The following is a 24,474-nucleotide window of genomic DNA, read 5'->3' as shown; positions in this document are numbered from 1 at the left end:
TCAGGCCAGGGCCGCGGCGATGGCCTGCCCCAGGCTTTCGGTGGTGCCCTGACCGCCGAGGTCGCGGGTCAGGGGTGCCTGCTCGGGCCCCTGGCGCAGCACCGCCTCGATGGCCGCCACCACGGCAGCGCCGGCGTCGGCATGGCCGAGGTGCTCCAGCATCATGGCGCCGCACCAGATCTGGCCGATGGGATTGGCGATGCCCCGCCCGGCGATGTCCGGCGCCGAGCCGTGTACCGGCTCGAACAGGCTGGGGAAGGTGCGTTCCGGATTGATGTTGGCCGAGGGCGCGATGCCGATGGTGCCGGTACAGGCCGGGCCCAGGTCGGAGAGGATGTCGCCGAACAGGTTGCTGGCCACCACCACGTCGAACCAGTCCGGGTGCAGGACGAAGTTGGCGGTGAGGATGTCGATGTGGAACTTGTCCACCGCCACGTCCGGATAGGCCTTGCCCATCTCTTCCACGCGCTTGTCCCACCAGGGCATGGTGATGGCGATGCCGTTGGATTTGGTGGCAGAGGTCAGCTTCTGGCGCGGCCGCTGCTGGGCCAGGTCGAAGGCGAACTTGAGGATGCGGTCGGTGCCGTGACGGGTCATCACCGTTTCCTGGATCACCACCTCGCGTTCGGTGCCCTCGAACATGATGCCGCCGACGCTGGAATACTCCCCTTCGGTGTTCTCGCGCACCACATAGAAGTCGATGTCGCCCGGCTGACGATTGGCCAGGGGCGCCTTGACCCCGGGCATCAGCCGGCAGGGCCGCAGGTTGACGTACTGGTCGAAGCGGCGGCGAAATTGCAGCAGCGAGCCCCAGAGGGAAATGTGGTCGGGTACCACGTCCGGCCAACCGACGGCGCCGAAATAGAGGGCGTCGTAGTCCTTGAGGGTCTCGAACCAGTCGTCCGGCAGCATCTTGCCATGGGCCTGGTAGTACTCGGCGCTGGCGAAGTCGAAGTGGTCCCACTGCAGCGAGAGTCCGAAGCGGCGGGCGGCGGCGTCCAGCACGCGGATGCCTTCGGGCATGACTTCCTTGCCGATGCCGTCTCCGGCGATGACCGCGATCTTGTGGGGCTTGGACGCTTGCATGGACGTTCTCCGGCAGTCTGGGTGAGATGGACCCAGTGTAGTCCTGCGCCAGGGGCGTACAATCCCGCCACAGGGAAAGCCATTCTTAACCTGGGATCAAGAATCTTGTCCGCCGATGACCTCGCCTTCTTTGTCCGCCTGGCTGGCCACCCCAGCCTGACCGCCGCCGCCCGGGAACTGGGCCTGTCGCTGGCGGCCGTCAGCAAGAGACTCACCGCCCTGGAGCGCCGGCTGGGCGTGCAGCTGATCCGCCGCACCACGCGACGCCTGGACCTGACCCCGGAAGGCCTGCGCTATCTGGAAGGCGCCCGTCCGCTGCTGACTCAGCTGGAGGATCTCGAGGCCGCGGTTGGCCGACCCGATGCGCCCCTGAGTGGCACGCTCAATCTCAACGCCACCTTTGGCTTCGGCCGCCGCCACTTGGCGCCGTTGCTGTCGGACTTCGCCCGCCGTCATCCCGAGCTGGAGCTCAACCTGCACCTTTCCAGTCATCCGGTGAATCTGCTGGACGGCCCCTTCGACCTGGACATCCGCGTCGGCGAGCCGCCGGACGCCCGGGTCATCGCCCATCGCCTGCTGGACAACCGCCGCCTGCTCTGCGCCGCCCCCAGCTACCTGGCCCGGGCCGGCGTGCCGGAAAGCGTGGCCGACCTGGCGCACCACAACTGCCTGGTGCTGCGCCAGGACGCCGGCGACTACGCCGTCTGGCGCTTCACCAAGGGCGGCCAGCATTTCGCCCAGAAGGTCCGCGGCAGCCTGAGCAGCAACGATGGCGAGGTGGTGGTGCGTCTGGCGCTGGAGGGCCACGGGCTGATCCTGAGATCGGAATGGGACGTGGCCGAGCTGATCGCCAGCGGCGCCCTGGTGCCGCTGCTGACCGATCACGAGGCATCGGCGGCGGCCATCTATGCGGTGCACCGCCAGCAGCGCCACGTGCCGCGCCGATTGTCGGAACTGATCCGCCACCTGGCACGGGAGCTGCCCGCGCGGTTGGGACGCTAGGGCTGCACGAATCTTCCAGACCGACATCAGGTCAGTAACTAGACTGAAAGGCCCGAAAGCCCCCTTCTCTCGCCATGGCCGACGATCACTGGATCCAGCTGCAGCAGGACGCCGAGACCGGCATCGAGACCCTGCGCGCCCATTTCGAGGGCCATGCCTATGACCCGCACTGGCACGACGCCTATCTGGTGGGCTACACCGAGCAGGGCCTGCAGCAATTCCACTGTCGCGGCCAGCGCGACCTGAGCACCCCCGGCCAGGTCTTTCTGCTCGAGCCCGGCGAACTGCACGATGGCCAGGCGCCGGAGGCCGAGGGCTTCACCTATTCCATGCTCTATCTCGATCCCCAGTGGCTGGCGCGCGAGCTGCAGGGCTTGCATGGCGACGGCCGGCCCCTGGGCGAACCCGGCTTCGCCCGAACCCTGGTGGAACAGGCCGAGCTGCATCGCGCCGTGGCTTGGGCCCATGAGGTCCTGAGTCGTCCGGAATTGCGCATCGTCCGCCAGAGCGCGCTGGATGCCCTGCTGCTGCGCCTCCTGCCGCAACTGCAATGGCGCGCGCCCCAGGCCGGCGATCCGCGGCTGCCCCAGGTGGCCCTGCGCGCGCGGGACTTCCTGCATGCCCATCACCACGAAGATATCGGCCTGGAAGAACTGGCCCGGGCCGCCGGGGTGGACAGATTCCGCCTGACTCGCGCCTTCAAGGCCGCCTTCGGCCTGGCGCCCCATGCCTATCTGGTGCAGCTGCGGCTGGCGCGGGCACGCCGCCTGCTGGCCGATGGTCTGTCGCCGGCGGAGACCGCGGCCGCCCTGGGCTTCGCCGATCAGAGTCACCTGGGGCGCTGGTTCCGCCGCGCCTATGGCCTGACCCCGGCGGCCTATCGCGCGCGCTGCTCGAATCTTCCAGACCGCTAGCGGCAAGGCTTGCGACCCTGGTGGCTCAGTCCTCTCGGGAGTCTTCCATGTCCCTGCTGCCCTTTCTGCTGTTCGCCCTGGTCGCCTCCATCACCCCGGGGCCGACCAATGTGCTCATCCTCGGCCACAGCGCGCGCCATGGCGCCCGGGCCAGCCTGCCGCTGGTGCTGGGCGGCAGCCTGGGCGCGGTGGCCCTGGTGCTGGTGGTGGGTTTCGGACTCGGCCAGACCCTGGCGCAACACCCCGACTGGCAGCGCGCCCTGGCCTGGGCCGGGGTGCTCTGGCTGAGCTGGCTGGCCTGGCAACTGGCCCGCGCCGGGGCGCCCGCGGTGGCGGACGACAGTGCCCGCCTGGGTTTCGGCGGCACCGCCGGATTGCAGGTGCTCAACCCCAAGAGCTGGAGCATGGCGCTGGCGGTGGTGACCGTCTATGCCGAACCCGGTGCCGATCTCTGGCACCAGGTGCTGGTGCTGGCCCTGGTGTTCCTGCTGGTGTCCGTACCCTGCCTGGGCCTCTGGGCCCTGCTCGGCCGGGTCGCGGCGCATGGTTTGAAATCGACCCGCGCCTGGCGCGGCTTCAACCTGGGGATGGCGGCGCTGCTGCTCGCCTCGGCCTGGGCGACGGTGGTCTAGCGCAACAGGCAGTAGCGGATCAGCGCCTTTTCCACGCTCTGCTTCTGCCTGAGTACCAGCAGCACGACCACCGCCTGTTCCGTAGCCTTGATCTCGTAGAAGACCCGGAAACCGTCATGATTGAATTCACGGTAATGCAGTACGCCCAATTCACTGGCCTGGCGGCTGACGGGAAAAGCCAGGGGCGCTGCTGGCAGCTGGCTCTCGACGGCTTCGATCAACCCGATAACCCTGGCGAGCGCATTCTGCTGGCTGGTGTGATCGGCCAGATGATGGATCTGATCTTCCAAACTCAGGGTGGCGCACTCGGTAAACCGTAGCGTCACGTTCATTCACGCTCCTGAGAAACGCCCAGCCAGGCGATCCTTGATCTGCGCAGCGGTTTGATGCTGTCCCTCGTCATCCTCACGCGAGCTCATGGCCAGCAACTTGACCAGGGCAATGGCCTCGTCGCGGCGCTGGCGCTCCGCATAGGACTCGACGACATAGGCCGGTACCCCGTTCTGAGTAACGATCATGGGCTCGTCGAGATCCAGATTGGCCGCATGGCGCTTCAAGTAGCTGATGGTTTCGGTTTTCATCGGATGTCCTCCTGGGCCGAATGCCCGGGTTTCCCGACGGAGATGACCCAGGCAGTAATAGATTGCCCATCAGACTACCAGTGGCACATCAGAGAACCAAATACAGACCGAATAAGGACTGGACAGTCCTATGCTAGACCGGCGCCCCGTCGTGCGTCTGGAGACTGGCCTCCAGATGCTCCAGCCAGGCTCGCACGGCCGGCAGTTGGCCGCGACGGTGGGCGTAGGCGGCCTGCAGATGGCCGCCGGGGATGGACCAGTCCGGCAACAGGCGCTGCAGGCGGCCTGCGGCCAGCTCGGCCTGGCAGTAGATCAGCGGCAGCACCGTGTAGCCGAGACCGGCCAGGGCGGCGGTCTTGCGGACACCGAAGTCGTCGATGCCCAACCGGGCCTCCAGGACCAGTTCGCGCCGTTCGCCCTGGGGGCCCACCAGACGCAGATGCACCTTGCGATCCACTTCGAGCGCGCCGAGCAGCGGCAGGCCCAGCAGGGCTTCCGGTGTATCCAGGGACCGGCCGGCGAGCAATTCGGGAGTCGCCACCAGCACCACCGCGGCCTGACGCAACCGCCGCACCACCAGCCCCGGCTCCTCGTCGGCGAGGTCCCGCACGCGCAGGGCGACGTCCACCCCTTCGTTGATGATGTCCACCCGCCGATTGACCAGCAGCATGTCCAGCTGCACCTGGGGATAACGCGCGAGGAACTGCGTCACCACCTCCGGCAGGTACTGCTGCGCCAGGGCCACCGGGCAGGACACGCGCAGCGGGCCGCGCGGTTCGCTGGACAGGCTGGCCGCCGTCTCGGCGGCGCTCTCCGCCTCGCGCAGCAGCGCCTGGCAGTGCACCAGGTAGCGCTCGCCGAGGGTGGTCAGGGTCAGGGTACGGGTGGTGCGTTGCAGCAGCCGCGCGCCCAGGCGCGTCTCCAGCTCGGCGATCCGTCGGGACAGCCGCGACTTGGGAATGCCCAGCAGCCGCCCGGCGGCGGCGAAGCCCCCGGCTTCCACCACCTTGGCGAAGTAGGCGAGATCATTGAGGTCTTGCATGGACGATTGTCCTATCCATGGGACGAAGCATCGCATTCTAGGCGACTAATCAGCCGATCGTCTTATCGGTAGTCTGGGCTCATCGCGTCGAACCCTACAGGACTACCGCACATGAAACTCTTGCACATCGATTCCAGCATCCTCGGTGATCATTCCGCCTCCCGTGCCCTGACCGCCAAGGTAGTCGCCGCCCTCGAGGCCGCTACGCCCGGACTGGAGGTCAGCTACCATGACCTCGCCCACGATGCCCTGGGCGACTTCTCCGCCGCCAGCCTGACCGCCGGCGCTACCCCGGCCGAGCAGCGCAGCGCCGAACAGCGCGACGAAGCCGAGCGCAACGCCCGCGCCCTGCAGGAATTCCTCGCCGCCGATGTCCTGGTACTGGGCGCGCCCATGTACAACTTCACCATCCCGACCCAGCTCAAGGCCTGGATCGACCGCATCACTGTGGCCGGCACCACCTTCCGCTACAGCGAAGCCGGTCCGGTGGGTCTCTGTGAAGGCAAGAAGGCGATCATCGTCGCTACCGCGGGCGGCATCCATGCCGGCAAGCCGACTGGACTGGCCCATGCGGACTATCTGAAGCTGGTTTTGAGCTTTCTCGGCATCACCGATGTTCAGACCGTGTATGCCGAAGGCCTGGCCTATGGCGACGAAGCCAAGAGCGCGGCCCTGGCCAGCGCCGAACGCCAGATCGCCGAGCAGTTCGCCTGAATCCGGTCGCCCTCACCCCAGGCCCCTGTCCGTCAGGGAGAGGGGAGCTAGCGACTTCTCGCGCGTGGGCAGTGGCAGTCTGAAAAGTCGAGGTCGGGGTGAAGGGGCCCTCACCCCCGGCCCCTCTCCCCGAGGGAGAGGGGAGCTAGAGCCCAGAGATCAAGCTTCGTGACAGCTTGAGCGCCGGAACTCATTCTCCGCGCCATCCCGGTCTTCCCCCTCTCCCTCTGGGAGAGGGCCGGGGTGAGGGCAAGCCCCCGCCTCAGCTGAACCCCACCACCGGATGCGGCACATAGGGCGCTTCCAGGGCACCGATCTCTTCTTCGCTCAGGCGCAGCTCCAGCGCCGCCACCGCATCCTCCAGATGCTGCGGCTTGGACGCCCCGACGATGGGTGCGTCGATCCCTGGCTTCTGCAGCAGCCAGGCCAGGGCCACCTGGGCACGAGGGACGCCACGGGCTTCGGCGATGCGCGCCACGGCGGCGACGATCTGCCGATCGGATTCCTCACTGGCGGTATAGAGCGTCTTGCCGAAGGCATCGCTTTCGGTGCGCGCGGTGCTGGCGTCCCAGTCGCGGGTCAGGCGGCCGCGGGCCAGCGGACTCCAGGGGATCACGCCGATGCCGGCGTCGCGGCACAGCGGCAGCATCTCCCGCTCCTCTTCGCGATTGAGCAGATTGAGGTGGTTCTGCATGGTGGCGAATTTTGTCCAGCCATGGCGTTCCGCCGTGTGCAGCGCCTTGGCGAATTGCCAGGCATACATGCTGCTCGCACCGATGTGCAGCGCCTTGCCCGCCTTGACCACGTCATGCAGGGCTTCGAGGGTCTCCTCGATGGGGGTGTGATAGTCCCAGCGGTGGATCTGGTAGAGGTCGACATAGTCGGTGCCTAGCCGCTGCAGGCTGGCGTCGATGGCGGCGAAGATGGCCTTGCGCGACAGGCCGCCGACATTGGGCTTGTCGCGCAGCGGGAAGTACACCTTGGTCGCCAGCACGATCTCCTCGCGCACGGCGTTGGCCTTGAGAAAGCGGCCGACGATCTCTTCGCTGGTGCCGTCGGAGTAGCTGTTGGCGGTGTCGAAGAAGTTGATCCCGAGATCCAGCGCCTTCTTCAGCAGCGGCTGGCTCTGGTCTTCCGGCAGGGTCCAGGGGTGATTGCCGCGCTCCGGGACGCCATAGGTCATGCAGCCGAGGCAGAGGGGCGAGATCTTCAGACCGGTGCGGCCTAGATTGCGATAGTTCATGGGGGCCTCCAGGGATGGTCGAAAAAGGTTGACCACGCGGGTCCCGGATCGACTGCAACGAACTTACCGGCTGCCGTGTGGTTCTAGATGAATTCTCATCCACAACCGGAGACGCTCCATGAAGAAATATGCTTCCGCGGTCTGGCAAGGCGGTCTGAAGGATGGCAAGGGCCATATCTCCACCGAGAGCGGCGCGCTCAAGGACAATGCCTACGGCTTCAACACCCGTTTCGAAGACACCCCGGGTACCAATCCCGAGGAACTGATCGGCGCGGCCCATGCCGGTTGCTTCTCCATGGCCTTTTCCATGCTGCTGGGCCAGAACGGTCTGACCCCCGAGCGCATCGAGACCAAGGCCGACGTGACCCTGGACAAGGTCGGCGACGGCTTCGAGATCACCACCATCGATCTGACCATGAAGGCCAAGATCCCCGGTGCCACCCAGGAGCAGTTCACCACCATCGCCAACCAGGCGAAGGAAGGCTGCCCGGTGTCCAAGGTGCTCAAGGGCGCCAAGATCAACCTGAACGCCACGCTCGAAGGCTAAGGTTCTGAGGTGCCTGCCGGTGCCGCCTGGCATCGGCAACACCGCGTCATAAAGGCCGTTCGCAGCGACAGGCCGAATCGCTAGACTGCTCCGACCTCGCTTTCGGAGAGCACGATGAACGACTCCCTCTTCATGACCCTTTTTTCCATCCTCGCCGTGTTGCTGCTGGGCGGCGGCATCTATGGCTGCATGATCCTCAATCGCCAGCGCAAGGACATCGAGAAGAACGACAGCGAAGGCTAGGCCGGGCGCCGACCTGCCAGATAGCGCACGCCCTCGGCACCGAAGCGCTCCGAATGCGGCTCGTGGGCGGCCAGGTGGAAGACCTCGCCAACGCCATAGTGGCGCTCGCCCGTGACCGTGCGGATGTGCAAGTCGCCCTGGACGACCAGCGCCTTGGCTTCGAAGGGATGAGCATGGGAGTCCAGGCGGCCGAGGGCCTCGCGCTCGACCAGTACCGGCGGCTGGAAGCCCTCGCGGGCGAGTTGCTCGATGAAGGTGATCTGGTCCAAGAGGGCTCCTGACGCTGAAGGGAGATGATCCTCGTCCAGGCTAAAGCGCCCACCTGCTTTTGACCCGTTCAAAATCGCTATGACGGGCCCTGGTACGAACTATGACCGGCCAGGGCCGCTGGCGCGTGGCAGCCCCGGCTGGCCCGAGGTTCCACGTGGAGCATCAGCGTTCCAGCTTGCGCTCGACCTCGGCGGTCTTGCGCCTGATCTCCTCGGCTTCCTGCTCCTTGGTCTTGATATCGGTGGGCGTGATGACCTTGTCGATGCCATCGGTCGGCGTCGATGCCGGCTGTTCCATGTCCTTTTTCACCACGTCCACCGGCCGTCCGGCTTCGTCGAGCGCGGGTTCGTTGGGTGGGGTCTTGCCCAGATGGGCATCGGAACGCTGGTCGCTCATGAAGGGCTCTCCTCGGTAGGGTCCTTCTTTCGAGCGCGACGACCGCTGCGGAGTTCGCCCGCCGCTCAATTGCGGATCCGCACCCGCTCCAGATAGGCCAGCAACTGCGCCTGCTCGGTGGCGTCCAGCGGCGCGAAGACCGCTTCCAGGGCCTGGGTGCGCGGCACCTGGGCCTGGTCCAGCGCCTGGCGGCCCTGATCCGTGAGATGGACCAGCAGCGCCCGGCGATCCTGGGGATGGGGCTCGCGCCGGACCAGGCCGTCGCGTTCCAGGGCATCGAAGGCATCGGTCAAGGTGCGCGGCGCATGGCGCAGCTGTTCGGCGACCTCGCCCGGACGGCAGGGGCCCAGGCGTTCCAGCACCTTGAGCACCTTGTAGCGGGCAAAGGAAAGTCCGGAGGCCTTGAGGGTCTCATCCAGTTGTTGGCGCATCTGCCGTTTCAGATCCATCAGGGCTTCGGCAATGGCGGCGGCGGTTGACATGAAAGCTGCTTACCTCGAATATAGTGAGGAACCTCAATGAATGGTACCTCCGCAATGGCGACATCTTTTCACAACCGCGAGGGCGATGCCAGTGCCCCTCACCTTTTCCAGCGCGTGCGCTTCGACCTCAAGCGTCGCTGGGCAACCGTCGTCCGCCGCGAAGAACTCGGTGGCGACCTGCTGCGCCTGACCTTTGGCGGCAGCGATCTGGCCGATTTCCAGAGCGCGGCCTTCGACGAGCACGTGAAGCTCTTCGTCCCCGCCGACACCACGCCGATTCGCGCCGCCAGCCCCGAACAGCTGGCGGGCCGTCACTACACGCCGCGCCTCTACGATGCCGCCCGTGGCGAACTGGCCATCGACTTCTACCTGCATGAAGCCGGGGTGCTGACCACCTGGGCGCGCCAGGCGCAGCCGGGTGCCGAGCTGATCATCGGTGGACCCAAGGGCGCTCTGGTGCCGCCCGAGGATTTCGACTGGTACCTGCTGGCCGGCGACGAGACCGCCCTGCCCGCCATCGCTCGCCGCCTGGAGCAGCTGGCAGCCGGCGTCCGGGTAGTAGTCGTTGCCGAAGTGGCCCGTCCGGGCCTGGAGATCGCCCTGCCGACGGCTGCGGCCGCCGAGATCCGCTGGGTCTATCGCGAGACCGCGGCCGAGGCCCTGGTGCAGGCCCTGGAACAGCTGGAGCTGCCGGCAGGCGAAGGCTACGCCTGGATCGCCGGCGAGGCCACGCAAGCCCGCGCCGCGCGCCAGGCGCTGTTGGCCAAGGGACTGCCACGAGACTGGGTCAAGGCGGCCGGCTACTGGAAGCTCGGCGAGAGCGACCAGCACGTGAAGGTCGAGGATTGAGCACCGCCACCGCCGTCACCGACGGCCTGCCCCTGCCCCGCCGCTATCGCGCCGTGGCCGCCCTGCTGCTGGCCATCAGCATGACGGTGCTGGACAGCGGCATCGCCAACCTGGCGCTGCCCAGCATCGCCGAGGCCCTGGACGTCTCGGCGGCGGCGGCGGTCTGGATCGTCAGCGCCTATCAGCTGAGTCTGGTGGCCCTGCTGTTTCCCCTGGCCGCGGTGGCCGAGCGTCACGGTCTGCGGCCGGTCTTCGCCGCCGGGGTCGGGATCTTCGGCCTGGCCTCCCTGGGCTGCGCCCTGGCGCCGGATCTCGCCAGCCTGGTGGCTGCGCGGGCGCTGCAGGGGGTGGGCGCCGCCGCCATCATGTGCGTCAGCGCCGGTATCGTCCGCCTCTCCTATCCGCGCGATCGCCTCGGGCGTGGCATCGCCATCAATGCCCTCTGCGTGGCTCTGGGGTCGGCCGCTGCACCCAGCCTGGGCGCCGCCATCCTGGCCCTGGGTGGCTGGCCCTGGCTGTTCGCCGTCAATGTGCCGGTGGCGGTGCTGATCGCGCTGCTGGTGCACAACCTGCCCGACAGCCCCCGTGCGCAGCGCCGCCTCGATCCCCTCAGCGTGCTGCTCAACGCCCTGCTGTTCTGCGCCGGCATCGGCGGTCTGGAGCGCCTCGGCGCCGCGCCGGCGCAGGGCGTGGGCCTGCTGCTGCTGGCCGCCGCCAGCCTAGTGCTGCTGGTGCGCCGCGAGCGCGGTCTGCCGGCGCCGCTGTTGCCGGTCGATCTGCTGGGGCTGCCGGCCATGCGCCACTCGGTGCTGGCCTCGGTCTGCTCCTTTGCCGCGCAGATGCTCTGCTTTCTCGCCCTGCCCTTCTATCTGCAGCACCAGCTTGGACTGGTGCCGTTGCAGGTGGCCCTGCTGATGCTGGCCTGGCCGCTCACCGTGGCCGTCTCGGCGCAGGTGGCCGGGCACCTGGCCGACCGCCACCCGCCGCAGCGCCTGTGCATGCTCGGCGGCCTGGGCATCGCCCTGGGGCTGGCCGCGGCGGCGATCATGCCGCTGGAGCGCTCGACCGCCCTGCTGATTCCCTGCCTGATCGTGGGCGGCATCGGCTTCGGCTTCTTCCAAGTGCCCAACAACAGGATCATGCTGACCGCCGCCCCGGCCGGTCGCAATGGCGCCACCGGCGGTGTCCAGGCCACGGCGCGGCAGACCGGCATGGCCCTGGGCGCCGCGGCCCTGGCGCTGCTGCTGCATCTGGATGGCAGCCTGGCCCCGCGGCTGGGACTGGCTCTGGCGGCTGCTCTGGGTCTGGTCGCCGCCTGGTCCAACTGGCGGGCACCGCGCTAGGACTGGGGGCCTGTCTCCGGCCCGAGCAGCGCCCTGAGCGCCTGCTCGCGCTCGGCCGCCGGGCGCTCGCCCAGCAGCCGGACCCGATTAAAGAAGGCCGGCCAGTTGCCCGGGTGCTGCCGATAGAGGGCGGCAAAGGCCGGCACCCACTGTTCGTACAGGCCATAGGGCACCAGCCGCGCATTGTTCAGCGGCTGCTGCATCCAGCCATCGAAGCGGCGGTCGTCCCGCCAGGCCGGGGTGGCGCGCAGCCGCTGGTAATCGCTGCGCAACTGCGCGAAGCGGCGGGCCTTGGCCGCGCGCTTGGCCTCGGCCGCCAATGGCTGGGCATAGAGCCGGGCCAGGTCGGCGCGGGTGGTCAGCAGCAGGGCGCGGAATTGCTGGTAGCGGGCTTCGCGCCCCGCGTCCGGTGGCGGCAGCCCGCGACTGGCGCGCCATTGCCGCAGGCCTTCGCCCTCGACGAAGGTGGCATAGGACTCGTTGAAGGCGGTATCACCGGGCAGATAGAAGCGCTGGTGCGCCAGCTCGTGGAAGATCGTCGCCGCCACCTGATCGTCGTCCCAGCGCAGCATGCTGCTGAGCAGGGGATCGCTGAACCAGCCCAGCGTCGAATAGGCCGGCACGCCACCGACATAGGTGTCCTGGCCCTCGGCCTGCAGCCGCTGCGCCTCGGCCCGCGCCCGGGCTTCCTGGTAGTAGCCGCGATAGGCCACGCAACCGGCGATGGGAAAGCAGTGGGTGGTGGGCCGGGTGGAGAATTCGGCGGTGGCGAAGACGTTCCACAGCACGAAGGGCCGCCTGAGTTCGACGAAACTGCGATAGCTGGCGTTGTCGGGCAGGGCCAGCTCGGCACTGGCGAAGCGGCGGGCCGCCGCCGCGGCAGCCAGGCGTTTGCGCAGGACGGCGGGTCGCGCGGGATCTGCGACGACCGTCGCAATGGGCTCGCGATCACGGATCAGCGCCCATTGGCCCTGTACCATCTGACCGTAGTACCCGACCGAGGTACAACCGCTCAGTCCGATCACGAGGGACAGCAGCGCCAGCCAGCGGCTCGTGCGTTGCGCAGGCAGGGTGCCTGGCTGGGTGGCGCGCCCTTCCCTGCCCGGAGTTGTAGCCGTCATGCGTAGACTGTGCCTGCTGTTGCCTGTACTGTTCCTAGGTGGCTGTTCCCTGTGGCCGTTGCCCAAGCCGGATCCGGCGCAGGCCTGGATCGATCTGGACAGCGACGGCAAGGCCAAGCTGGAAGCCCTGCGCGCCGACCGCAAGGATCTCGAAGACAGGCGCTACTTCCAGGTCTGGCCGGGGAGCCACGATCTGCAGGTACGCTACCAGTTCGAGGTGCAGCCCACCAACATCGGCGCCCAGGTGGCCGATCCGCTGGCGCGCACCTGCCTGGTGACCCTCAACTACAAGGCCTTCGCCGCGGGCGAGCGCTATCGCCTGGAAGCCGGCCAGACCGGCTGGCGGCCCTGGGCGCGCCTCTATGACGAGCGCAACCAGGAAGTGGCGCGTAGCACTGCCAGTCGTTGCGGCGACGTGTAGACTCGGCTGATCTCCCTGTCGCGAGTCGCCGTCCATGCGTCTGCGCCTGCTGGTCCCCCTGCTGCTCGTGCTCGGCGGCTGCACCACGCCGCTGCCCCCCAAGGATCCCCACCAGGCGTGGGTCGATCTGGTGCTGCGCGAACCCGCGGTGGGCGCCTCGCTGCTGGCCGAGGCCCAGGACGGCAAGCGTCTCGACGATGGCCGCTACTTCCAGCTCACCCCCGGCAGCCACAGCCTCAAGGTGAGCTATCGCTACGAACTCTATGGCGGCGGTGGCTTCGGTTCGCGCTTCGGCTGGCGCGAACCGCTGCAGATCCAGTGCTATCTGGAACTGGACTATCCGGACTTCCAGGCCGGCAGGCGCTATCGCCTGGAGGCCGAGAACACCTTTGGCCAGGGCCAGATCACCCTCTACGACGGCCCGCGCGAACTGGTGAGCTCCGAGCGCGGCATCTGCTCGCCCTTCTGACCACGACTGGCAGAGCGGCCGGCACGGTCAGGCGAAGGGCTATTAGGCAGGCACGCTGAGCCAGTCGTCCTGGCTGCGATCCTTGGTGCGGACCGTCAGCGGGCGACCCTTCTGCTCGCGCAGCTGGCGACTCATGCGCAGGAAATCCTCGCGTTCCATCCAGCGCGGCGCGGGCTGGGCAAGGGACAGAGCTTGGCGAATCCGGGCGAACGGCGACATGGCATTACCCTCTTGGCTAAATACTGTATGCGCAAACAGTACTAAGCCAAGCGGAACTGTACAAGCATCCAGCGGATGAACGGTCTGTCTCCCGGTCCGGGGGTTCAGTCGTTGCGCTGGTAGAGGATCTTGTAGGTCCCGTTGGCGCAGCTGCCCACCACCATGTTGGGATCGCGCACCTCGGCGTTGGGGACGGCTTCGAGGGTATAGGCGGTCACCCCGGCCGACTGGATCTTGACCTCGATGTCGGCCTTGAGCTGATCGCAGGACAGGGGTTCGGCCAGCACGGCGGTGCTCAGCAGGGTGGTGCAGCAGAGAAGCGAGAGACGCAGCATGGCGATTTTCCTTGGCGTGATGACCTCTCAGGCTTGGACGCTCGAGCTGTGGCGATGTTCTCAGCGCCGCCCTTTGGTCAGCGAAGCGGTGGAACCTGGAACCCGAACGGTATTTCCGATGGTCATTCCGTTCAGCGAAGTGCTCCCATGTTCCAGTGGTTGAAAGACAATTCCCAGGTTCTCACGCTCTTTGCCCAGTGCTGCACCCTGGGCGTCTGGGTGCTCTATGCGCAGCTCCTGCTCAACAACTACAAGCGCCAGCGCCAGCCGCGGCTGATCATCAACCGCGGCGCCGGCAAGGGCGTGGGCGCCCTCTGCCTGCTGTCCAACATGAGCGCCGAGCCGGTGTTCATCAACCAGCTCACGGTGATCCTCAAGACCAATCGCGAGACGCTCTACACGGATGTCACCGACATCCGCGAGAGCGGCCAGGATGACGTCGATCCCGATCTGGTGCTGGGCCAGGCCACCCACCAGGGACCGCTCAACACCGGCGACTTCACCCACATCGGCACCTTCCAGGGCCTGATTCGCCGCGCCGCAGAGTACAACGGCCTGACCCTGGAAGACCACCGGCCGCCCGAGGGCTGGGTGTTCGAGGGCCTGGAGATCCGCGCGGTGGCCTTCTATGGCTCGGACCACGACCCCATCGGCGTGCGCCGGCGCTTTCGCCTGGGCCAGCACGACGGCCACTACTGCGCGCTGATCGCCGAGGACTGGCAGACCCAGCAGCTGACCACGCGCCGTCAGCGGCGCATGGTGCAGGACGAGTGGATGGTCGAGCTGGAGCCCAAGCCTCAGCCAAAGAACCAGTAGCAGATCAGGATCGAGGCCGTGACCCCGGTGAATTCCGCCAGCAGGGCGCAGCCCACCGCATGGCGGGCGCGCTGGATGCCCACCGCGCCGAAGTACACCGCCAGCACATAGAAGGTGGTTTCGGTACTGCCCTGGATGGTCGCCGCCACCAGCGCCGGAAAGCTGTCCACGCCATGGGTCTGCATGGTCTCGATCAGCAGGGCGCGGGCGGCGCTGCCGGAGAAGGGCTTGACCAGGGCGGTGGGCAGCGCCTCGACGAAGCGGGTGTCCCAGCCGAGGAAGGTCACCGCATGGCGGATGCCTTCGAGAACGGCCTCCAAGGCGCCGGAAGCGCGCAGCACCCCCACCGCGCACAGCATGGCCACCAGATAGGGCAACAGCGACTTGGCGACGTCGAAGCCTTCCTTGGCGCCTTCGACGAAGGCTTCGTAGACCGGCACCTTGCGCAGGGCGCCAAGGATCATGAACGCCAGGATGATGCCGAACAGGGTCAGGTTGCCGAGCAGCGAGGACAACCCGGCCAGCGCCGTGGCGGTCAGGGTGAAGAGAAAGGCGACGAAGGCGCCGAAGGCCAGGGCGCCGCCGCCGATCCAGGCCAGCACCACCGGATCCCACAACTTCAGCCGCTGCATGAAGGCCACCGAGAACAGCCCCACCAGGTTGGCGCAGGTGTGGGCCAGCAGGATCGGCAGGAACACCAGGGTCGGATCGGTGGCGCCCTGCTGGGCGCGGTACATGAACACCGTCACCGGCAACAGCGTCAGCGAAGAGGCATTGAGCACCAGGAAGAGGATCTGCGCATTGCTCGCCGTGGTGCTGCTGGGATTGAGCTCCTGCAGGGCGCGCATGGCCTTGAGGCCGATGGGCGTGGCGGCGTTGTCCAGACCCAAGCCGTTGGCGGCGAAGTTGAGGGTGATCAGCCCCAGCGCCGGATGACCGCGCGGCACCTCGGGCATCAGCCGAGCGAACAGCGGCCCGAGCAGCCGCGCCAGGGCGTCCACCAGCCCGGCCTTTTCGGCGATGCGCAGGATGCCGAGCCAGAGGGTCAGGGTGCCGAACAGGAGCACCATGACCTCCACCGACAGCTTGGCCATGGCGAACAGACTCTCCACCATGGCGGCGAAGACTCCGGCGTTGCCGGCGACCAGCCATTGGCCGAAGGCGCTGATCCCGGCAACGATGAAGAAGCCCAGCCACAACCCGTTGAGCATCGCGGTTCTCCCGGCAAAACGGCGATGATAACCGCAGCGTCCGCTCCCTGCAGGGACGCCGTTCAGTCTGTGGTCATCGCCGCCGGGTTATCCTCTGACCTTTCACGCAATCCGCTGGAGTCCGCCCATGCGTCTGTCCGTTCTCGCCCTGCCGCTGGTGCTCGCCGCCAGCCCGGTGTTCGCCTTCAACCTCAACGACGCCGTCAACGCCTACAACAGCGCCAACGGCAACAACAACGCCAAGGCCACCGCCGCCGCGGCGGCCACGCCCCAGGCCCAGGGCCTGCTGCAGGCGCTGACCAGCCAGCTCAACGTCACCCCGCAACAGGCGGTGGGCGGCACCGGCGCCCTGCTCGGCCTGGCCAAGAATCAGCTGGTGGGCAACGACTACCGCCAGCTGGCCAAGGCCGTGCCGGGACTGGACCAGCTGGCCGGCGCCAATGCCACCGGCGGCCTGGCACAACTGGGCGGCCTGGGCAGTCTGCTCGGCGGTGGTGGTCAGGACGCCAAGCAGAGTCCGCTGGGCAGCCTGCTGGGCAATGTCGACAGCCGCCAGGACGTCGACAAGACCTTCAACGCCCTGGGCATGAACAGCGGCATGACCAGCCAGTTCGCCCAGGTGATCCTGGGCTATCTCGGCAAGCAAGGTACCCAGCCCTCCCTGCTGAGCACCCTGGGCAATGTCTGGGGCCTGTGACGGCGCCCCGTGCTGGCGGACCCAGGCGGCGGCCGGCGCGGAGCCGGATCATGCCGAGGCGCCGTGCGGCTGGCTCTATGCCGACCGCGGCTCCCTCACCGAACGCCTGACCGCCCTCAGTGGCGGGCGCTTCGCCGTCGAGGTGATCGCCGAAGGCTGGCAAGCGCTGCGGCCGGACGAGTGCCAGGCGCTGGAGGTGCCGCCGGCCAGCCCTGGCTGGGTGCGCGAGGTCTGGCTGCGCGGTGCTGGCGAGGCCTGGGTCTTCGCCCGCAGCGTGGCGGCGCGCGAGGCCCTGGAAGCGGCGGATTTCGACCTGGCGGCGCTGGGCGAGCGCCCCCTCGGCCACTGGTTGTTCCAGGCGCCGGCCTTTGTCCGCGGACCACTGGAAGCCTGTCGCTATCCGCTGGCCTGGTTGCCCGCAGGAGCGGCCACCACGCCCTGCTGGGCCCGGCGCTCGGTGTTCCGGCGCGGTCCCCTGGCGATCCTGGTGGGCGAGGTCTTCCTGCCGGCCTTCTGGCCGCACGCGCGGCGCGAGGGCGGGTCGACTCATCACGACGGCAGCGGCGAAATCCCAGGGCCCCTATAATCGCCGGGCCCTTCGCCATGCAGCCGTCCGATGAAAAAGAACGCCTCCCGTCCCCGTGATCGCCGTCCCGCCGCGCCCCGCGGCCCCGAGCCCAGCGCCCGGGTGATCGCCTCGCGCCCCCGCCGCGAGCGCATCCGCGACTTCGTCCAGCTGACCCGGCTGGACCGCCCCATCGGCATCTATCTGCTGCTCTGGCCCACCCTCTGGGCGCTGTGGATCGCCGCCGAGGGCGTGCCGAGTCTGAAGAATCTGCTGATCTTCGTGCTCGGCGTGGTGCTGATGAGATCGGCCGGCTGCGTGATCAACGACTTCGCCGACCGCAATTTCGACGGCCACGTCGCCCGCACCAAGAACCGCCCCCTGGCCACCGGGCGCATCTCGCCCAAGGAAGCCCTGCTGTTCTTTGCCGTGCTGGTGCTGCTCAGCTTCGGCCTGGTGCTCTGCACCAATGCCACCACCGTCTGGCTGTCCTTTGGCGCCCTGGGCGTGGCGGCGCTCTATCCCTTCATGAAGAGATACACCTACTACCCCCAGGCGGTGCTCGGCGCGGCCTTTTCCTGGGGCATGCCCATGGCCTTCACCGCCGAGACCGGCGAGTTGCCGGCGGCGGCCTGGCTGCTGTTCGTCGCCAACGTGATCTGGACGGTGGGCTACGACACCTACTACGCCATGGCCGACCGCGAAGACGATCTCAAGATCGGGGTGAAATCCACCGCCATCCTGTTCGGCGACGCCGACCGGGTGATCATCGCCACCCTGCAGGGCCTGACCCTGTTCTGCCTGGCGCTAGCCGGCGGCCGTTTCGGCCTGGGCCTGCCCTTCTACCTGGGCCTGCTGGTGGCGGCCGGCTGCTTCGCCTGGGAATTCCACGTTACCCGCAACCGTGACCCGCTGGTGTGCTTCAAGGCCTTCTTGCACAACCACTGGGCGGGGCTGGCGATCCTCGTCGGCATCATCGCCGATTACGGACTGCGCTGAGCCGGAGCGCCCGCGGCGGCATCGGCCACCACCTCCGGCAGCGCCTCGGGTTGCGTCGCCGGCACCGCCCGGGCCTTCTTGGCCTTGGACGCCTTGCGGCTCTGCTGCCAGGCCACCGCCAGGCCGCTGGCGCAGATGATGAGGATGCCGATCAGCGCGCCGCTGTCCGGCACATGACCGAAGACGAAATAGCCGATGATGCCGGCGGTGACGATCTGGCCGTAGCTGAAGGGCGCCAGCAGCGCCGGTGGCGCATAGCGGAAGGCCTGGGTCAGCAGCAGGTGGCCGGACATGCCGAAGAGGCCGAGCAGGGCCAGCATGAAGCCGTGGGTCAGGGTCGGGATTTCCCAGAAGAAGGGCACCACGCTGCTCAGCACCAGGGTGTTGATGATGCCGGTGAGGAAGTTGCTGGTGGTGGGGCTGTCGATGCCGCTGAGCAGGCGGGTCAGCAGCTGGTAGAGACCGAAGCACACCGCCGAGCAGACCGGTAGCAGCACCGCCGGGGTGAACAGCTGGCCGCCCGGCCGCACGATGATCAGCACCCCGATGAAGCCGGCCAGCACCGCCGCCCACTGGCTGCGGGTCACGGTTTCCTTGAGCAGCGGCACCGACAGCGCCGTCACCATCAGCGGGGCGAGAAAGTTGACCGCCGTGGCCTCGGCCATCGGCAGATAGCGCAGCCCGGTGGTGAAGAACAGGCTGCAACCGATCAGGCACAGCGCCCTGAGCACCTGCAGGCCGGGTCGCTTGGTGCGGATCACCGCCAGTCCCGAGCGCGGGATGAAGATGCCCATCATCAGCAGGGTGTGGGAGAGGTAGCGGGCCCAGACCACCATGACCACCGGATAGAAGCCGGACAGGTACTTGGAGAGGGCATCGTGGGAGGCGAACAGCCAGACCGCGAGGCAGATCAGGGCGATGCCCTTGAGCGGCTGGTCGGCGAATCTCAGAGTGGGTCCTGCTTGGGCGCTCATTGGACTCCCGTGGCGCTAACGGCGGTCCCTGACCGCCTGCGTGATCCGGCCGTCCTGCACGGCGGTCCGTCGGCGTGGGCACCGACTCGGGACATGGACCTCGACGATGGCGGAGTGTGCCGTCGAGCACCCATCCTGTCGCCCTCAGGACCGCAATACCGGGCGATATTTCAATAGCTTACTAACTATGGCCCGGCGCGCGGCCCGGTCTCTTCCGAGCTTAGTCCAAGGGGCCCGTCGATCTCAATGCGCTTGGCCGACGACTTCGCTGACGGCCCGCACGAACGCCTCGTCCGCTTCCAGCGCCCCGGGAATCTGTTCGCGCAGATAGGCCACCCAGGTGCGGATCTTGGCATCCAGGTACTGCCGCGAGGCATAGAGCGCATAGGCATTGAGCCGTTGCAGGCGATAGGCCGGCAGCACCCGCACCAGGCTGCCGTCGCGCAGGCCGTCCACCGCCGAATAGAGCGGCAGCACGCCGATGCCCAGGCCCTGGCGCAGGGCCTCGGTCATGGCGTCGCCGACGTTGACCTGGAAGGGGGTCTCGCCGATGCGATAGGTCTCAGGGCCGTTGGGGCCCTCGAAGTGCCAGCGGTCGAAGGACACCACCGGACTGATGAATCTCAGGCAGGCGTGGTCGGCCAGCTCCGCCGGCGTCTGTGGCTGACCATGCTCCGCCAGGTAGGCGGGCGAGGCGCAGAGGATGCTGTAGGTGTGGCCGATCTGCTGGGAGACGAAGCCGGAATCGGGTAGCTCGGCCGCCACCACGATGGCCAGGTCGAAACCCTCTTCGAGCAGATCGGGAATGCGGTTGGCCATGGTCAGGTCGAAGCGCACCTCGGGGTGCAGGGCGCGATAGCCGGCGATGGCGCGGATCACATAGTGCTGACCGATGCCGGTCATGCTGTGCACCCGCAGCCGTCCTTCGGGGCGCGCCTGGGCGTGCCCGGCCTCGGCTTCGGCCTCCTCGACATAGGCGAGGATCTGCTCGCAGCGCGCCAGGTAGCGCTGGCCGGCCTCGGTCAGGGCGATGCGTCTCGTGGTCCGGTGCAGCAGGCGGGTGCGCAGATGGGTTTCCAGATGGGCCACCGCCCGGGAGACGTGGGCCGTGGTGGTCTGCAGCGTCTGGGCCGCCCCAGTGAAGCTGCCGCTCTCCACCACGGCGACGAAAACGCGCATGTTGTGCAGGGTGTCCATGCCGCCTCGACAGTCGGGAAAAGCGTCATTCTCCATATTATTTCAGTATGTGAAACAAAGATTCGCCGGTTCGCGCGCTAATCGGCCACCCTGGAATTTTATAGAATCGTTAGCAGCCTAATGGTAACGTCTGCTGACCGCTCGGTTCGCGGGCATCTCCTACCGGCGTCCTCTTCAGTTCCAGCTCATCTCGCCTACCGCGCTGCGCCGTCTAACGCCAGACGCCGGTATGGCCTTGTTGCCAACGGACCCCCACGTGTCGCCTTTCTCTAGCAGAGCCTGGCCTGCGCTCACGGTGGTCGCCCTCGCGACCCTGCTGGCCGGCTGTATCGGTACCGGTCACAACGCGCCCCAGGCGCGGCGTCTCGACGATCAGGCGCTGGACACCGACGCCGCCATCCAGGCCGCCGCCGGCCAGGCCGCCTGGCCCGCGCGCCAGTGGTGGCGCGCCTATGGCGATCCCCAGCTGGATGCCTGGATCGGCAGTGCCCTGGCCGACAACCCGCGTCTGGCCACGGCCGCCGCCCGGGTGCGCCGCGCCGAGTCCCTGGCCGGCCTGGCCGAATCCCGCGAATCCCTGCAGGTCGAGGCCAAGGGCGCCTTCAAGCGCTACAGCTGGCCCACCGACGGCTTCTATGGCCCGGGCGAGCTGGCCGATCGCACCACCTGGAACAACAATGCCGAACTGGGCCTGAGCTATGCCCTGGACTTCTGGGGCCGCGAGCGCGACGCCAGTGCCCAGGCCCTGGACCAGGCCCATCAGGCTGCCGCCGAGGTCCGCGCCGCCGAACTGGAGCTGACCGGCAACATCGTCCGCAGCTACATCGGCTTCGCCCTGCACCATGACCAGCGCGACATCCTCGCCGCCACCCTGGAGCAGCAGCGGCAACTGGCCGACCTGGCCCAGCGCCAGCTGGACGGTGGCCTCGGCACCCAGTTCGAGGTCAGCCAGGCGCGCGCCCTGCTGCCCGAGACCGAACGCCAGCTGGAAGCCCTGGACGAGACCCTGGCGCTGGATCGCAACCAGCTCGCCGCCCTGGCCGGCAAGGGCCCGGGTGCCGGCGCCCGCCTGCAGCGGCCGCGCCTGACCCTGGGCGCGGCGCCACGCCTGCCCAGCAGTCTGCCCCTGGAACTGGTCGGCAAGCGCCCCGACGTGGTGGCGCGGCGCTGGCAGATCGCCGCCGCGGCCAAGGGCGTGGACGTCGCCCGCGCCAGCTTCTATCCCAACATCGACCTGGTGGCCAACGTCGGCCAGTTCCTAACCCTGGGCCGCCTCAGCGAGATGCTGACCCACGCCAAGACCGGCTCCTTCATCGGCCCCGCGTTCTCCCTGCCGATCTATGACGGCGGCGCCCTGCGCAGTCGTCTCGGCGCGGAATCGGCGGCCTACGACATGGCCGTCAGCGCCTACAACCAGACCCTGGTGGACGCCCTCAAGGACATCTCCGATGCGCTGATCAAGGCCGACTCGGCGGCCAGGCAGGCCACCCTGGCCGACCAGGCCAGCCAGGAAGCCCAGCGCACCTACGACATCGCCCGCGAGGCCTTTCGCCGTGGCCTGACCGACTACCTGCACGTGCTCGATGCCCAGACCCGGTTGTTCGCCCAGCAGCGGGTCACCGCCCAGGTGCATGCCCTGCGCCTGGCCGCCCAGGCCGCTGCCCTGGTCGCCCTCGGCGGCGGCGCGGACCTCGAACGCGGCCCGGGCGACCACGACCTGGTGCCGGCGCGCGTGGCCGTCGAGCGAGCCCCCCGGTGAGTGCCAGCACCACCGCCGGCGCGCCGCTGCGCCAGGCCCTCGGCGCCTGGGCGCGCAGCGACGGCAGTCTCTGGCTCTACCAGGCCAAGATGCTGCTCGCCGCCAGCCTGACCCTCTGGCTGGCCATGCGCCTGCAATTGCCGCACCCCAGTTCGGCGGTGATCACCGTGTTCATCGTCATGCAGCCGCAGAGCGGCCAGGTCCTGGCCAAGAGCTTCTACCGGGTCATGGGGACCCTGCTGGGACTGGCGGTGATGCTGGTGCTGATCGCCCTGTTCGCCCAGGAACGGGTGCCCTTCCTGATCTTTCTGGCGCTGTGGATCGGCCTCTGCGTGGCCGGCTCGGCGCGCTACCGGGACTTTCGCAGCTATGCCTGCATGCTGGCCGGCTATACCGCCGCGCTGATCGGCATCCCTGCCGCGCTCAATGCCGACACCGCCTTCATGTCGGCGGTGATGCGGGTGCTGGCCATCACCCTGGGCGTGCTCTGCAGCGGCGCGGTGAGTGCGGCGGTCTTTCCGCAGACCAGCGCCGCGGCCATGCGCGCGACCCTCTATCGGCGCATGGGCGGCTTCGCCGGACTGGCCGCCGACGTCCTGCGCGGTCGGCTCGACCGGCCCACCCTGGAAGCCGCGGGCGTGCGCCTGGCCGCCGAAGCCGTGGGGCTGGAAAGCCTGCGCAGCGCCTCGGCCTTCGAAGACCCGCACATGCGCATGCGCAGCGGCCGCCTGGCCCGGCTGAACGCCGAATTCATGGGCCTGACCACCCGCCTGCATGCCCTCAGCCGCCTGCTGATGCGCCTGCGCGAACGCGACGCCCAACTGCCCCTGACGGCCCTCGAACGCCTCTGGGCGCCGCTGCTGGAACTGTTCGAGGAATGGCGCGGCCAGGCGCTCACCGACCGCGCGGCCCTGGCGGCGGCGGCGCGTCTGGAACAGCTGCACCAGGGGCTGCGGCCGCGCATTCGTGCCCTGCGCGCCGAGTTGCCGCCCTTGAGCGAAACCGACCGGCGCGACTTCGAGACCGCCGTGGAGCTGCTCTTTCGCTTCACCGGCGAATGGCACGGCTATCTGCAGACCCACGCTTCCCTGGCCGCGCCGCGGCACAGTCGCGAGCAGTGGAAGCCGCGCTTCGTGGCCAAGGCCAATGCCCTGGGCGCGGCGGTCACGGGTATCCGCAGCGCCTTTCTGGTGCTGGTGCTGGGCGCCTTCTGGATCGCCAGTGCCTATCCCAGCGGTGGCATGCTGGCGCTCAACGCCGCGGCCGTCTCGGCGCTGGCCTCGGCCTCGCCGGATCCCAAGCGCACCGCGCTGCAGATGGCCGTCGGCGCCAGTGGCGGCGTGGTGCTGGGCTTCTTCCTGACCTTCTTCGTCTTTCCCTGGATCACCGGCCTGCCGCTGCTGCTGCTGACCCTGGCGCCAGTGTTCATGCTCGGCACCTGGATCTCCCTGCGCCCGGGCTGGATGGGCTATGGCCTGGGTTGCCTGGTGTTCTTCTGCTTCACCTCGATTCCCGACAATCCGCCGGTCTACGACGCCTACGCCTTCATCAACAACGGTATCGCCGTGGTCCTGTCGATGGTGATCACCGCGGCGGTCTCGGCGGTGCTGCTGCCGCCCAACAGCCCCTGGCTGTGGCGCCGGCTGGAACGGGACCTACGCCAGCAGCTGGTGCGGGCAGTGAGCGCGCCGCTGCCACACCTGGCGCCGGCCTTCGAGGGCCAGACCCGCGACCTGCTCAACCAGGCCTATGGCGTCAGCGCCGGGCGCGGCGAGGCGCAGCGGCGCCTGATCGGCTGGGCTTTCGCGGTGCTGGAGATCGGCCATGCGGTGATCGAGTTGCGGCAGCTGCAGGCGCGCCTGCCGAACGCGCCACGCTATGCCGAGGGCAGCGCCTGGCGCCAGGCCATCCGGGTGCTCGGACGCGCCCTGGTGCGTCTCTTCCTCAAGCCCGGCGCGGAAAATCTGCGCCGGGCGCTGGCGGCGGTGGATGCGGCCCTGGCCGCCGTGACGGTCGTGACTGAACCGCCGGAACTGCCCTATGACGAGTCGCCGCTGCGCCAGGTGCAAAGCGATCTGCACTTCATCCGCAGCGCCCTGCTCGATCCCCAGGGGCCGCTGGCCCGCTATCTCGAGATCCCCCATGCCACGTGAAATCGCCTTCCACGGCCTCTACCTGCCCACCGTGACGGTGCTGTTCCTGGTCGCCGCCCTGCTCGCCTGGGCGCTGGACCGGGTGCTCGCCGCGGTCGGTCTCTATCACGTCGTCTGGCATCCGGCGCTGCTGCGCCTGGCCCTGTTCATCTGCCTCTACTGCGCCCTGGCGCTGTGCGTCTATCGCTAGGACT

The 24,474-nt window shown here is 68.2% G+C and carries 31 protein-coding genes; 17 read left to right on the top strand and 14 right to left on the bottom strand.

From position 1 onward, the window contains the following. On the bottom strand, positions 1–1,086 hold the full coding sequence (locus ACZ5R1_RS00540; protein ID WP_042135097.1) for a tartrate dehydrogenase: 1,086 nt from the start codon (positions 1,084–1,086) through the stop codon (positions 1–3). A 105-nt stretch (positions 1,087–1,191) separates the two neighbouring features. On the opposite strand from ACZ5R1_RS00540, the gene ACZ5R1_RS00535 reads away from it, so the two are divergent. From ACZ5R1_RS00535 to ACZ5R1_RS00525, 3 genes are all read left to right on the top strand, one after another. Then, on the top strand, positions 1,192–2,088 hold the full coding sequence (locus tag ACZ5R1_RS00535) for a LysR family transcriptional regulator (protein WP_027600568.1): 897 nt from the start codon (positions 1,192–1,194) through the stop codon (positions 2,086–2,088). Positions 2,089–2,162: 74 nt separating this feature from the next. Beyond that, complete coding sequence (locus ACZ5R1_RS00530; protein ID WP_464712752.1) at positions 2,163–3,002, top strand: AraC family transcriptional regulator; 840 nt, start codon at positions 2,163–2,165, stop codon at positions 3,000–3,002. Positions 3,003–3,049: 47 nt separating this feature from the next. Continuing rightward, a complete protein-coding gene (locus tag ACZ5R1_RS00525; RefSeq protein WP_027597298.1) occupies positions 3,050–3,634 on the top strand; it encodes a LysE family translocator in 585 nt (194 codons plus the stop codon). Here the strand turns inward: ACZ5R1_RS00525 and ACZ5R1_RS00520 are convergent. From ACZ5R1_RS00520 to ACZ5R1_RS00510, 3 genes are all read right to left on the bottom strand, one after another. Further along, on the bottom strand, positions 3,631–3,966 hold the full coding sequence (locus ACZ5R1_RS00520; protein ID WP_042135093.1) for a type II toxin-antitoxin system RelE/ParE family toxin: 336 nt from the start codon (positions 3,964–3,966) through the stop codon (positions 3,631–3,633). The two genes, ACZ5R1_RS00525 and ACZ5R1_RS00520, sit on opposite strands and share 4 nt — an antisense overlap. After that, on the bottom strand, positions 3,967–4,215 hold the full coding sequence (locus tag ACZ5R1_RS00515) for a type II toxin-antitoxin system Phd/YefM family antitoxin (RefSeq protein ID WP_027597296.1): 249 nt from the start codon (positions 4,213–4,215) through the stop codon (positions 3,967–3,969). 133 nt (positions 4,216–4,348) lie between these two features. Continuing rightward, a complete protein-coding gene (locus tag ACZ5R1_RS00510) occupies positions 4,349–5,257 on the bottom strand; it encodes a LysR substrate-binding domain-containing protein (protein ID WP_042135090.1) in 909 nt (302 codons plus the stop codon). A 111-nt stretch (positions 5,258–5,368) separates the two neighbouring features. Between ACZ5R1_RS00510 and ACZ5R1_RS00505 the strand changes: the two genes are divergently transcribed. Next, positions 5,369–5,971, top strand: a complete 603-nt coding sequence (locus ACZ5R1_RS00505) for an FMN-dependent NADH-azoreductase (protein ID WP_042135088.1) — start codon at positions 5,369–5,371, stop codon at positions 5,969–5,971. A gap of 262 nt (positions 5,972–6,233) precedes the next feature. On the opposite strand, the gene ACZ5R1_RS00500 is transcribed toward ACZ5R1_RS00505, so the two are convergent. Then, positions 6,234–7,214 carry an aldo/keto reductase gene (locus ACZ5R1_RS00500; protein WP_007160230.1) on the bottom strand — a complete coding sequence of 327 codons (981 nt, stop codon included), beginning with the start codon at positions 7,212–7,214 and terminating at the stop codon, positions 6,234–6,236. 118 nt (positions 7,215–7,332) lie between these two features. Between ACZ5R1_RS00500 and ACZ5R1_RS00495 the strand changes: the two genes are divergently transcribed. Further along, positions 7,333–7,761 (top strand): OsmC family protein, encoded by a 429-nt coding sequence (locus ACZ5R1_RS00495; RefSeq protein ID WP_007160229.1) that lies wholly within the window; start codon positions 7,333–7,335, stop codon positions 7,759–7,761. Positions 7,762–7,875: 114 nt separating this feature from the next. Continuing rightward, positions 7,876–8,004 (top strand): hypothetical protein, encoded by a 129-nt coding sequence (locus ACZ5R1_RS00490; protein ID WP_255211810.1) that lies wholly within the window; start codon positions 7,876–7,878, stop codon positions 8,002–8,004. On the opposite strand, the gene ACZ5R1_RS00485 is transcribed toward ACZ5R1_RS00490, so the two are convergent. The 3 genes from ACZ5R1_RS00485 to ACZ5R1_RS00475 form a co-directional block, all read right to left on the bottom strand. After that, the gene (locus ACZ5R1_RS00485; RefSeq protein WP_042135085.1) at positions 8,001–8,273 is read right to left on the bottom strand and encodes a cupin domain-containing protein; all 273 of its coding nucleotides are present in this window, start codon (positions 8,271–8,273) and stop codon (positions 8,001–8,003) included. The two genes, ACZ5R1_RS00490 and ACZ5R1_RS00485, sit on opposite strands and share 4 nt — an antisense overlap. A gap of 163 nt (positions 8,274–8,436) precedes the next feature. Beyond that, complete coding sequence (locus ACZ5R1_RS00480) at positions 8,437–8,670, bottom strand: hypothetical protein (RefSeq protein ID WP_042135083.1); 234 nt, start codon at positions 8,668–8,670, stop codon at positions 8,437–8,439. A 65-nt stretch (positions 8,671–8,735) separates the two neighbouring features. Beyond that, positions 8,736–9,152, bottom strand: coding sequence for a MarR family winged helix-turn-helix transcriptional regulator (locus tag ACZ5R1_RS00475; protein ID WP_115946203.1), 417 nt, complete (start codon positions 9,150–9,152; stop codon positions 8,736–8,738). Positions 9,153–9,206: 54 nt separating this feature from the next. On the opposite strand from ACZ5R1_RS00475, the gene ACZ5R1_RS00470 reads away from it, so the two are divergent. Both ACZ5R1_RS00470 and ACZ5R1_RS00465 read left to right on the top strand, forming a co-directional pair. Then, positions 9,207–10,001 (top strand): siderophore-interacting protein, encoded by a 795-nt coding sequence (locus tag ACZ5R1_RS00470; protein WP_042135440.1) that lies wholly within the window; start codon positions 9,207–9,209, stop codon positions 9,999–10,001. Continuing rightward, positions 9,998–11,344 carry an MFS transporter gene (locus ACZ5R1_RS00465; RefSeq protein ID WP_115946204.1) on the top strand — a complete coding sequence of 449 codons (1,347 nt, stop codon included), beginning with the start codon at positions 9,998–10,000 and terminating at the stop codon, positions 11,342–11,344. Before ACZ5R1_RS00470 ends, ACZ5R1_RS00465 begins: the two co-directional genes overlap by 4 nt. Here the strand turns inward: ACZ5R1_RS00465 and ACZ5R1_RS00460 are convergent. Next, positions 11,341–12,465, bottom strand: coding sequence for an aminopeptidase (locus tag ACZ5R1_RS00460; protein ID WP_081875186.1), 1,125 nt, complete (start codon positions 12,463–12,465; stop codon positions 11,341–11,343). The two genes, ACZ5R1_RS00465 and ACZ5R1_RS00460, sit on opposite strands and share 4 nt — an antisense overlap. Here ACZ5R1_RS00460 and ACZ5R1_RS00455 point away from each other — a divergent pair. Continuing rightward, complete coding sequence (locus tag ACZ5R1_RS00455) at positions 12,464–12,886, top strand: PA0061/PA0062 family lipoprotein (protein ID WP_007160221.1); 423 nt, start codon at positions 12,464–12,466, stop codon at positions 12,884–12,886. The two genes, ACZ5R1_RS00460 and ACZ5R1_RS00455, sit on opposite strands and share 2 nt — an antisense overlap. 34 nt (positions 12,887–12,920) lie before the next feature. After that, on the top strand, positions 12,921–13,355 hold the full coding sequence (locus tag ACZ5R1_RS00450) for a PA0061/PA0062 family lipoprotein (RefSeq protein ID WP_042135076.1): 435 nt from the start codon (positions 12,921–12,923) through the stop codon (positions 13,353–13,355). A gap of 42 nt (positions 13,356–13,397) precedes the next feature. On the opposite strand, the gene ACZ5R1_RS00445 is transcribed toward ACZ5R1_RS00450, so the two are convergent. After that, a complete protein-coding gene (locus ACZ5R1_RS00445) occupies positions 13,398–13,574 on the bottom strand; it encodes a hypothetical protein (protein ID WP_288493717.1) in 177 nt (58 codons plus the stop codon). A 104-nt stretch (positions 13,575–13,678) separates the two neighbouring features. Further along, positions 13,679–13,909 carry a DUF1161 domain-containing protein gene (locus ACZ5R1_RS00440; protein ID WP_027597286.1) on the bottom strand — a complete coding sequence of 77 codons (231 nt, stop codon included), beginning with the start codon at positions 13,907–13,909 and terminating at the stop codon, positions 13,679–13,681. Positions 13,910–14,056: 147 nt separating this feature from the next. Between ACZ5R1_RS00440 and ACZ5R1_RS00435 the strand changes: the two genes are divergently transcribed. Next, positions 14,057–14,725 (top strand): hypothetical protein, encoded by a 669-nt coding sequence (locus ACZ5R1_RS00435; protein ID WP_042135074.1) that lies wholly within the window; start codon positions 14,057–14,059, stop codon positions 14,723–14,725. Here the strand turns inward: ACZ5R1_RS00435 and ACZ5R1_RS00430 are convergent. Continuing rightward, positions 14,707–15,936 (bottom strand): nucleoside recognition domain-containing protein, encoded by a 1,230-nt coding sequence (locus ACZ5R1_RS00430; RefSeq protein ID WP_007160216.1) that lies wholly within the window; start codon positions 15,934–15,936, stop codon positions 14,707–14,709. The two genes, ACZ5R1_RS00435 and ACZ5R1_RS00430, sit on opposite strands and share 19 nt — an antisense overlap. Before the next feature lie 127 nt (positions 15,937–16,063). Here ACZ5R1_RS00430 and ACZ5R1_RS00425 point away from each other — a divergent pair, with 127 nt between their 5' ends. The 3 genes from ACZ5R1_RS00425 to ubiA are packed head-to-tail and all read left to right on the top strand — an operon-like array spanning position 16,064 to position 18,197. Then, positions 16,064–16,633: a DUF2780 domain-containing protein gene (locus tag ACZ5R1_RS00425; RefSeq protein WP_027597285.1), complete on the top strand. Its 570-nt coding sequence runs from the start codon at positions 16,064–16,066 to the stop codon at positions 16,631–16,633. Then, a complete protein-coding gene (locus ACZ5R1_RS00420) occupies positions 16,617–17,219 on the top strand; it encodes a chorismate--pyruvate lyase family protein (protein ID WP_042135071.1) in 603 nt (200 codons plus the stop codon). Before ACZ5R1_RS00425 ends, ACZ5R1_RS00420 begins: the two co-directional genes overlap by 17 nt. Before the next feature lie 30 nt (positions 17,220–17,249). Further along, positions 17,250–18,197: a 4-hydroxybenzoate octaprenyltransferase gene (gene ubiA / locus ACZ5R1_RS00415; protein ID WP_042135069.1), complete on the top strand. Its 948-nt coding sequence runs from the start codon at positions 17,250–17,252 to the stop codon at positions 18,195–18,197. On the opposite strand, the gene ACZ5R1_RS00410 is transcribed toward ubiA, so the two are convergent. Next, positions 18,182–19,171 (bottom strand): DMT family transporter, encoded by a 990-nt coding sequence (locus ACZ5R1_RS00410; protein ID WP_027600554.1) that lies wholly within the window; start codon positions 19,169–19,171, stop codon positions 18,182–18,184. The two genes, ubiA and ACZ5R1_RS00410, sit on opposite strands and share 16 nt — an antisense overlap. A 243-nt stretch (positions 19,172–19,414) precedes the next feature. Next, complete coding sequence (locus ACZ5R1_RS00405; protein WP_027597281.1) at positions 19,415–20,368, bottom strand: LysR family transcriptional regulator; 954 nt, start codon at positions 20,366–20,368, stop codon at positions 19,415–19,417. Positions 20,369–20,624: 256 nt separating this feature from the next. Here ACZ5R1_RS00405 and ACZ5R1_RS00400 point away from each other — a divergent pair, with 256 nt between their 5' ends. From ACZ5R1_RS00400 to ACZ5R1_RS00390, 3 genes are read left to right on the top strand one after another with little or no spacing between them, the layout of a single operon-like run. Continuing rightward, entirely contained in the window at positions 20,625–22,127 is a 1,503-nt protein-coding gene (locus ACZ5R1_RS00400; RefSeq protein WP_464712751.1) for an efflux transporter outer membrane subunit, read from the top strand. Further along, entirely contained in the window at positions 22,124–24,280 is a 2,157-nt protein-coding gene (locus tag ACZ5R1_RS00395) for an FUSC family protein (RefSeq protein WP_042135064.1), read from the top strand. Before ACZ5R1_RS00400 ends, ACZ5R1_RS00395 begins: the two co-directional genes overlap by 4 nt. Beyond that, positions 24,270–24,470: a DUF1656 domain-containing protein gene (locus ACZ5R1_RS00390; protein WP_007160208.1), complete on the top strand. Its 201-nt coding sequence runs from the start codon at positions 24,270–24,272 to the stop codon at positions 24,468–24,470. The genes ACZ5R1_RS00395 and ACZ5R1_RS00390 overlap by 11 nt, the downstream gene beginning before the upstream one ends. The last annotated feature ends 4 nt before the right edge of the window (positions 24,471–24,474 follow it).

The sequence above is a fragment of the Pseudomonas sp. Pso3 genome (genome assembly GCF_055393275.1).
Note: the sequence above shows the minus strand (reverse complement) of the source record. Positions and strands in the feature narration are given on the sequence as shown.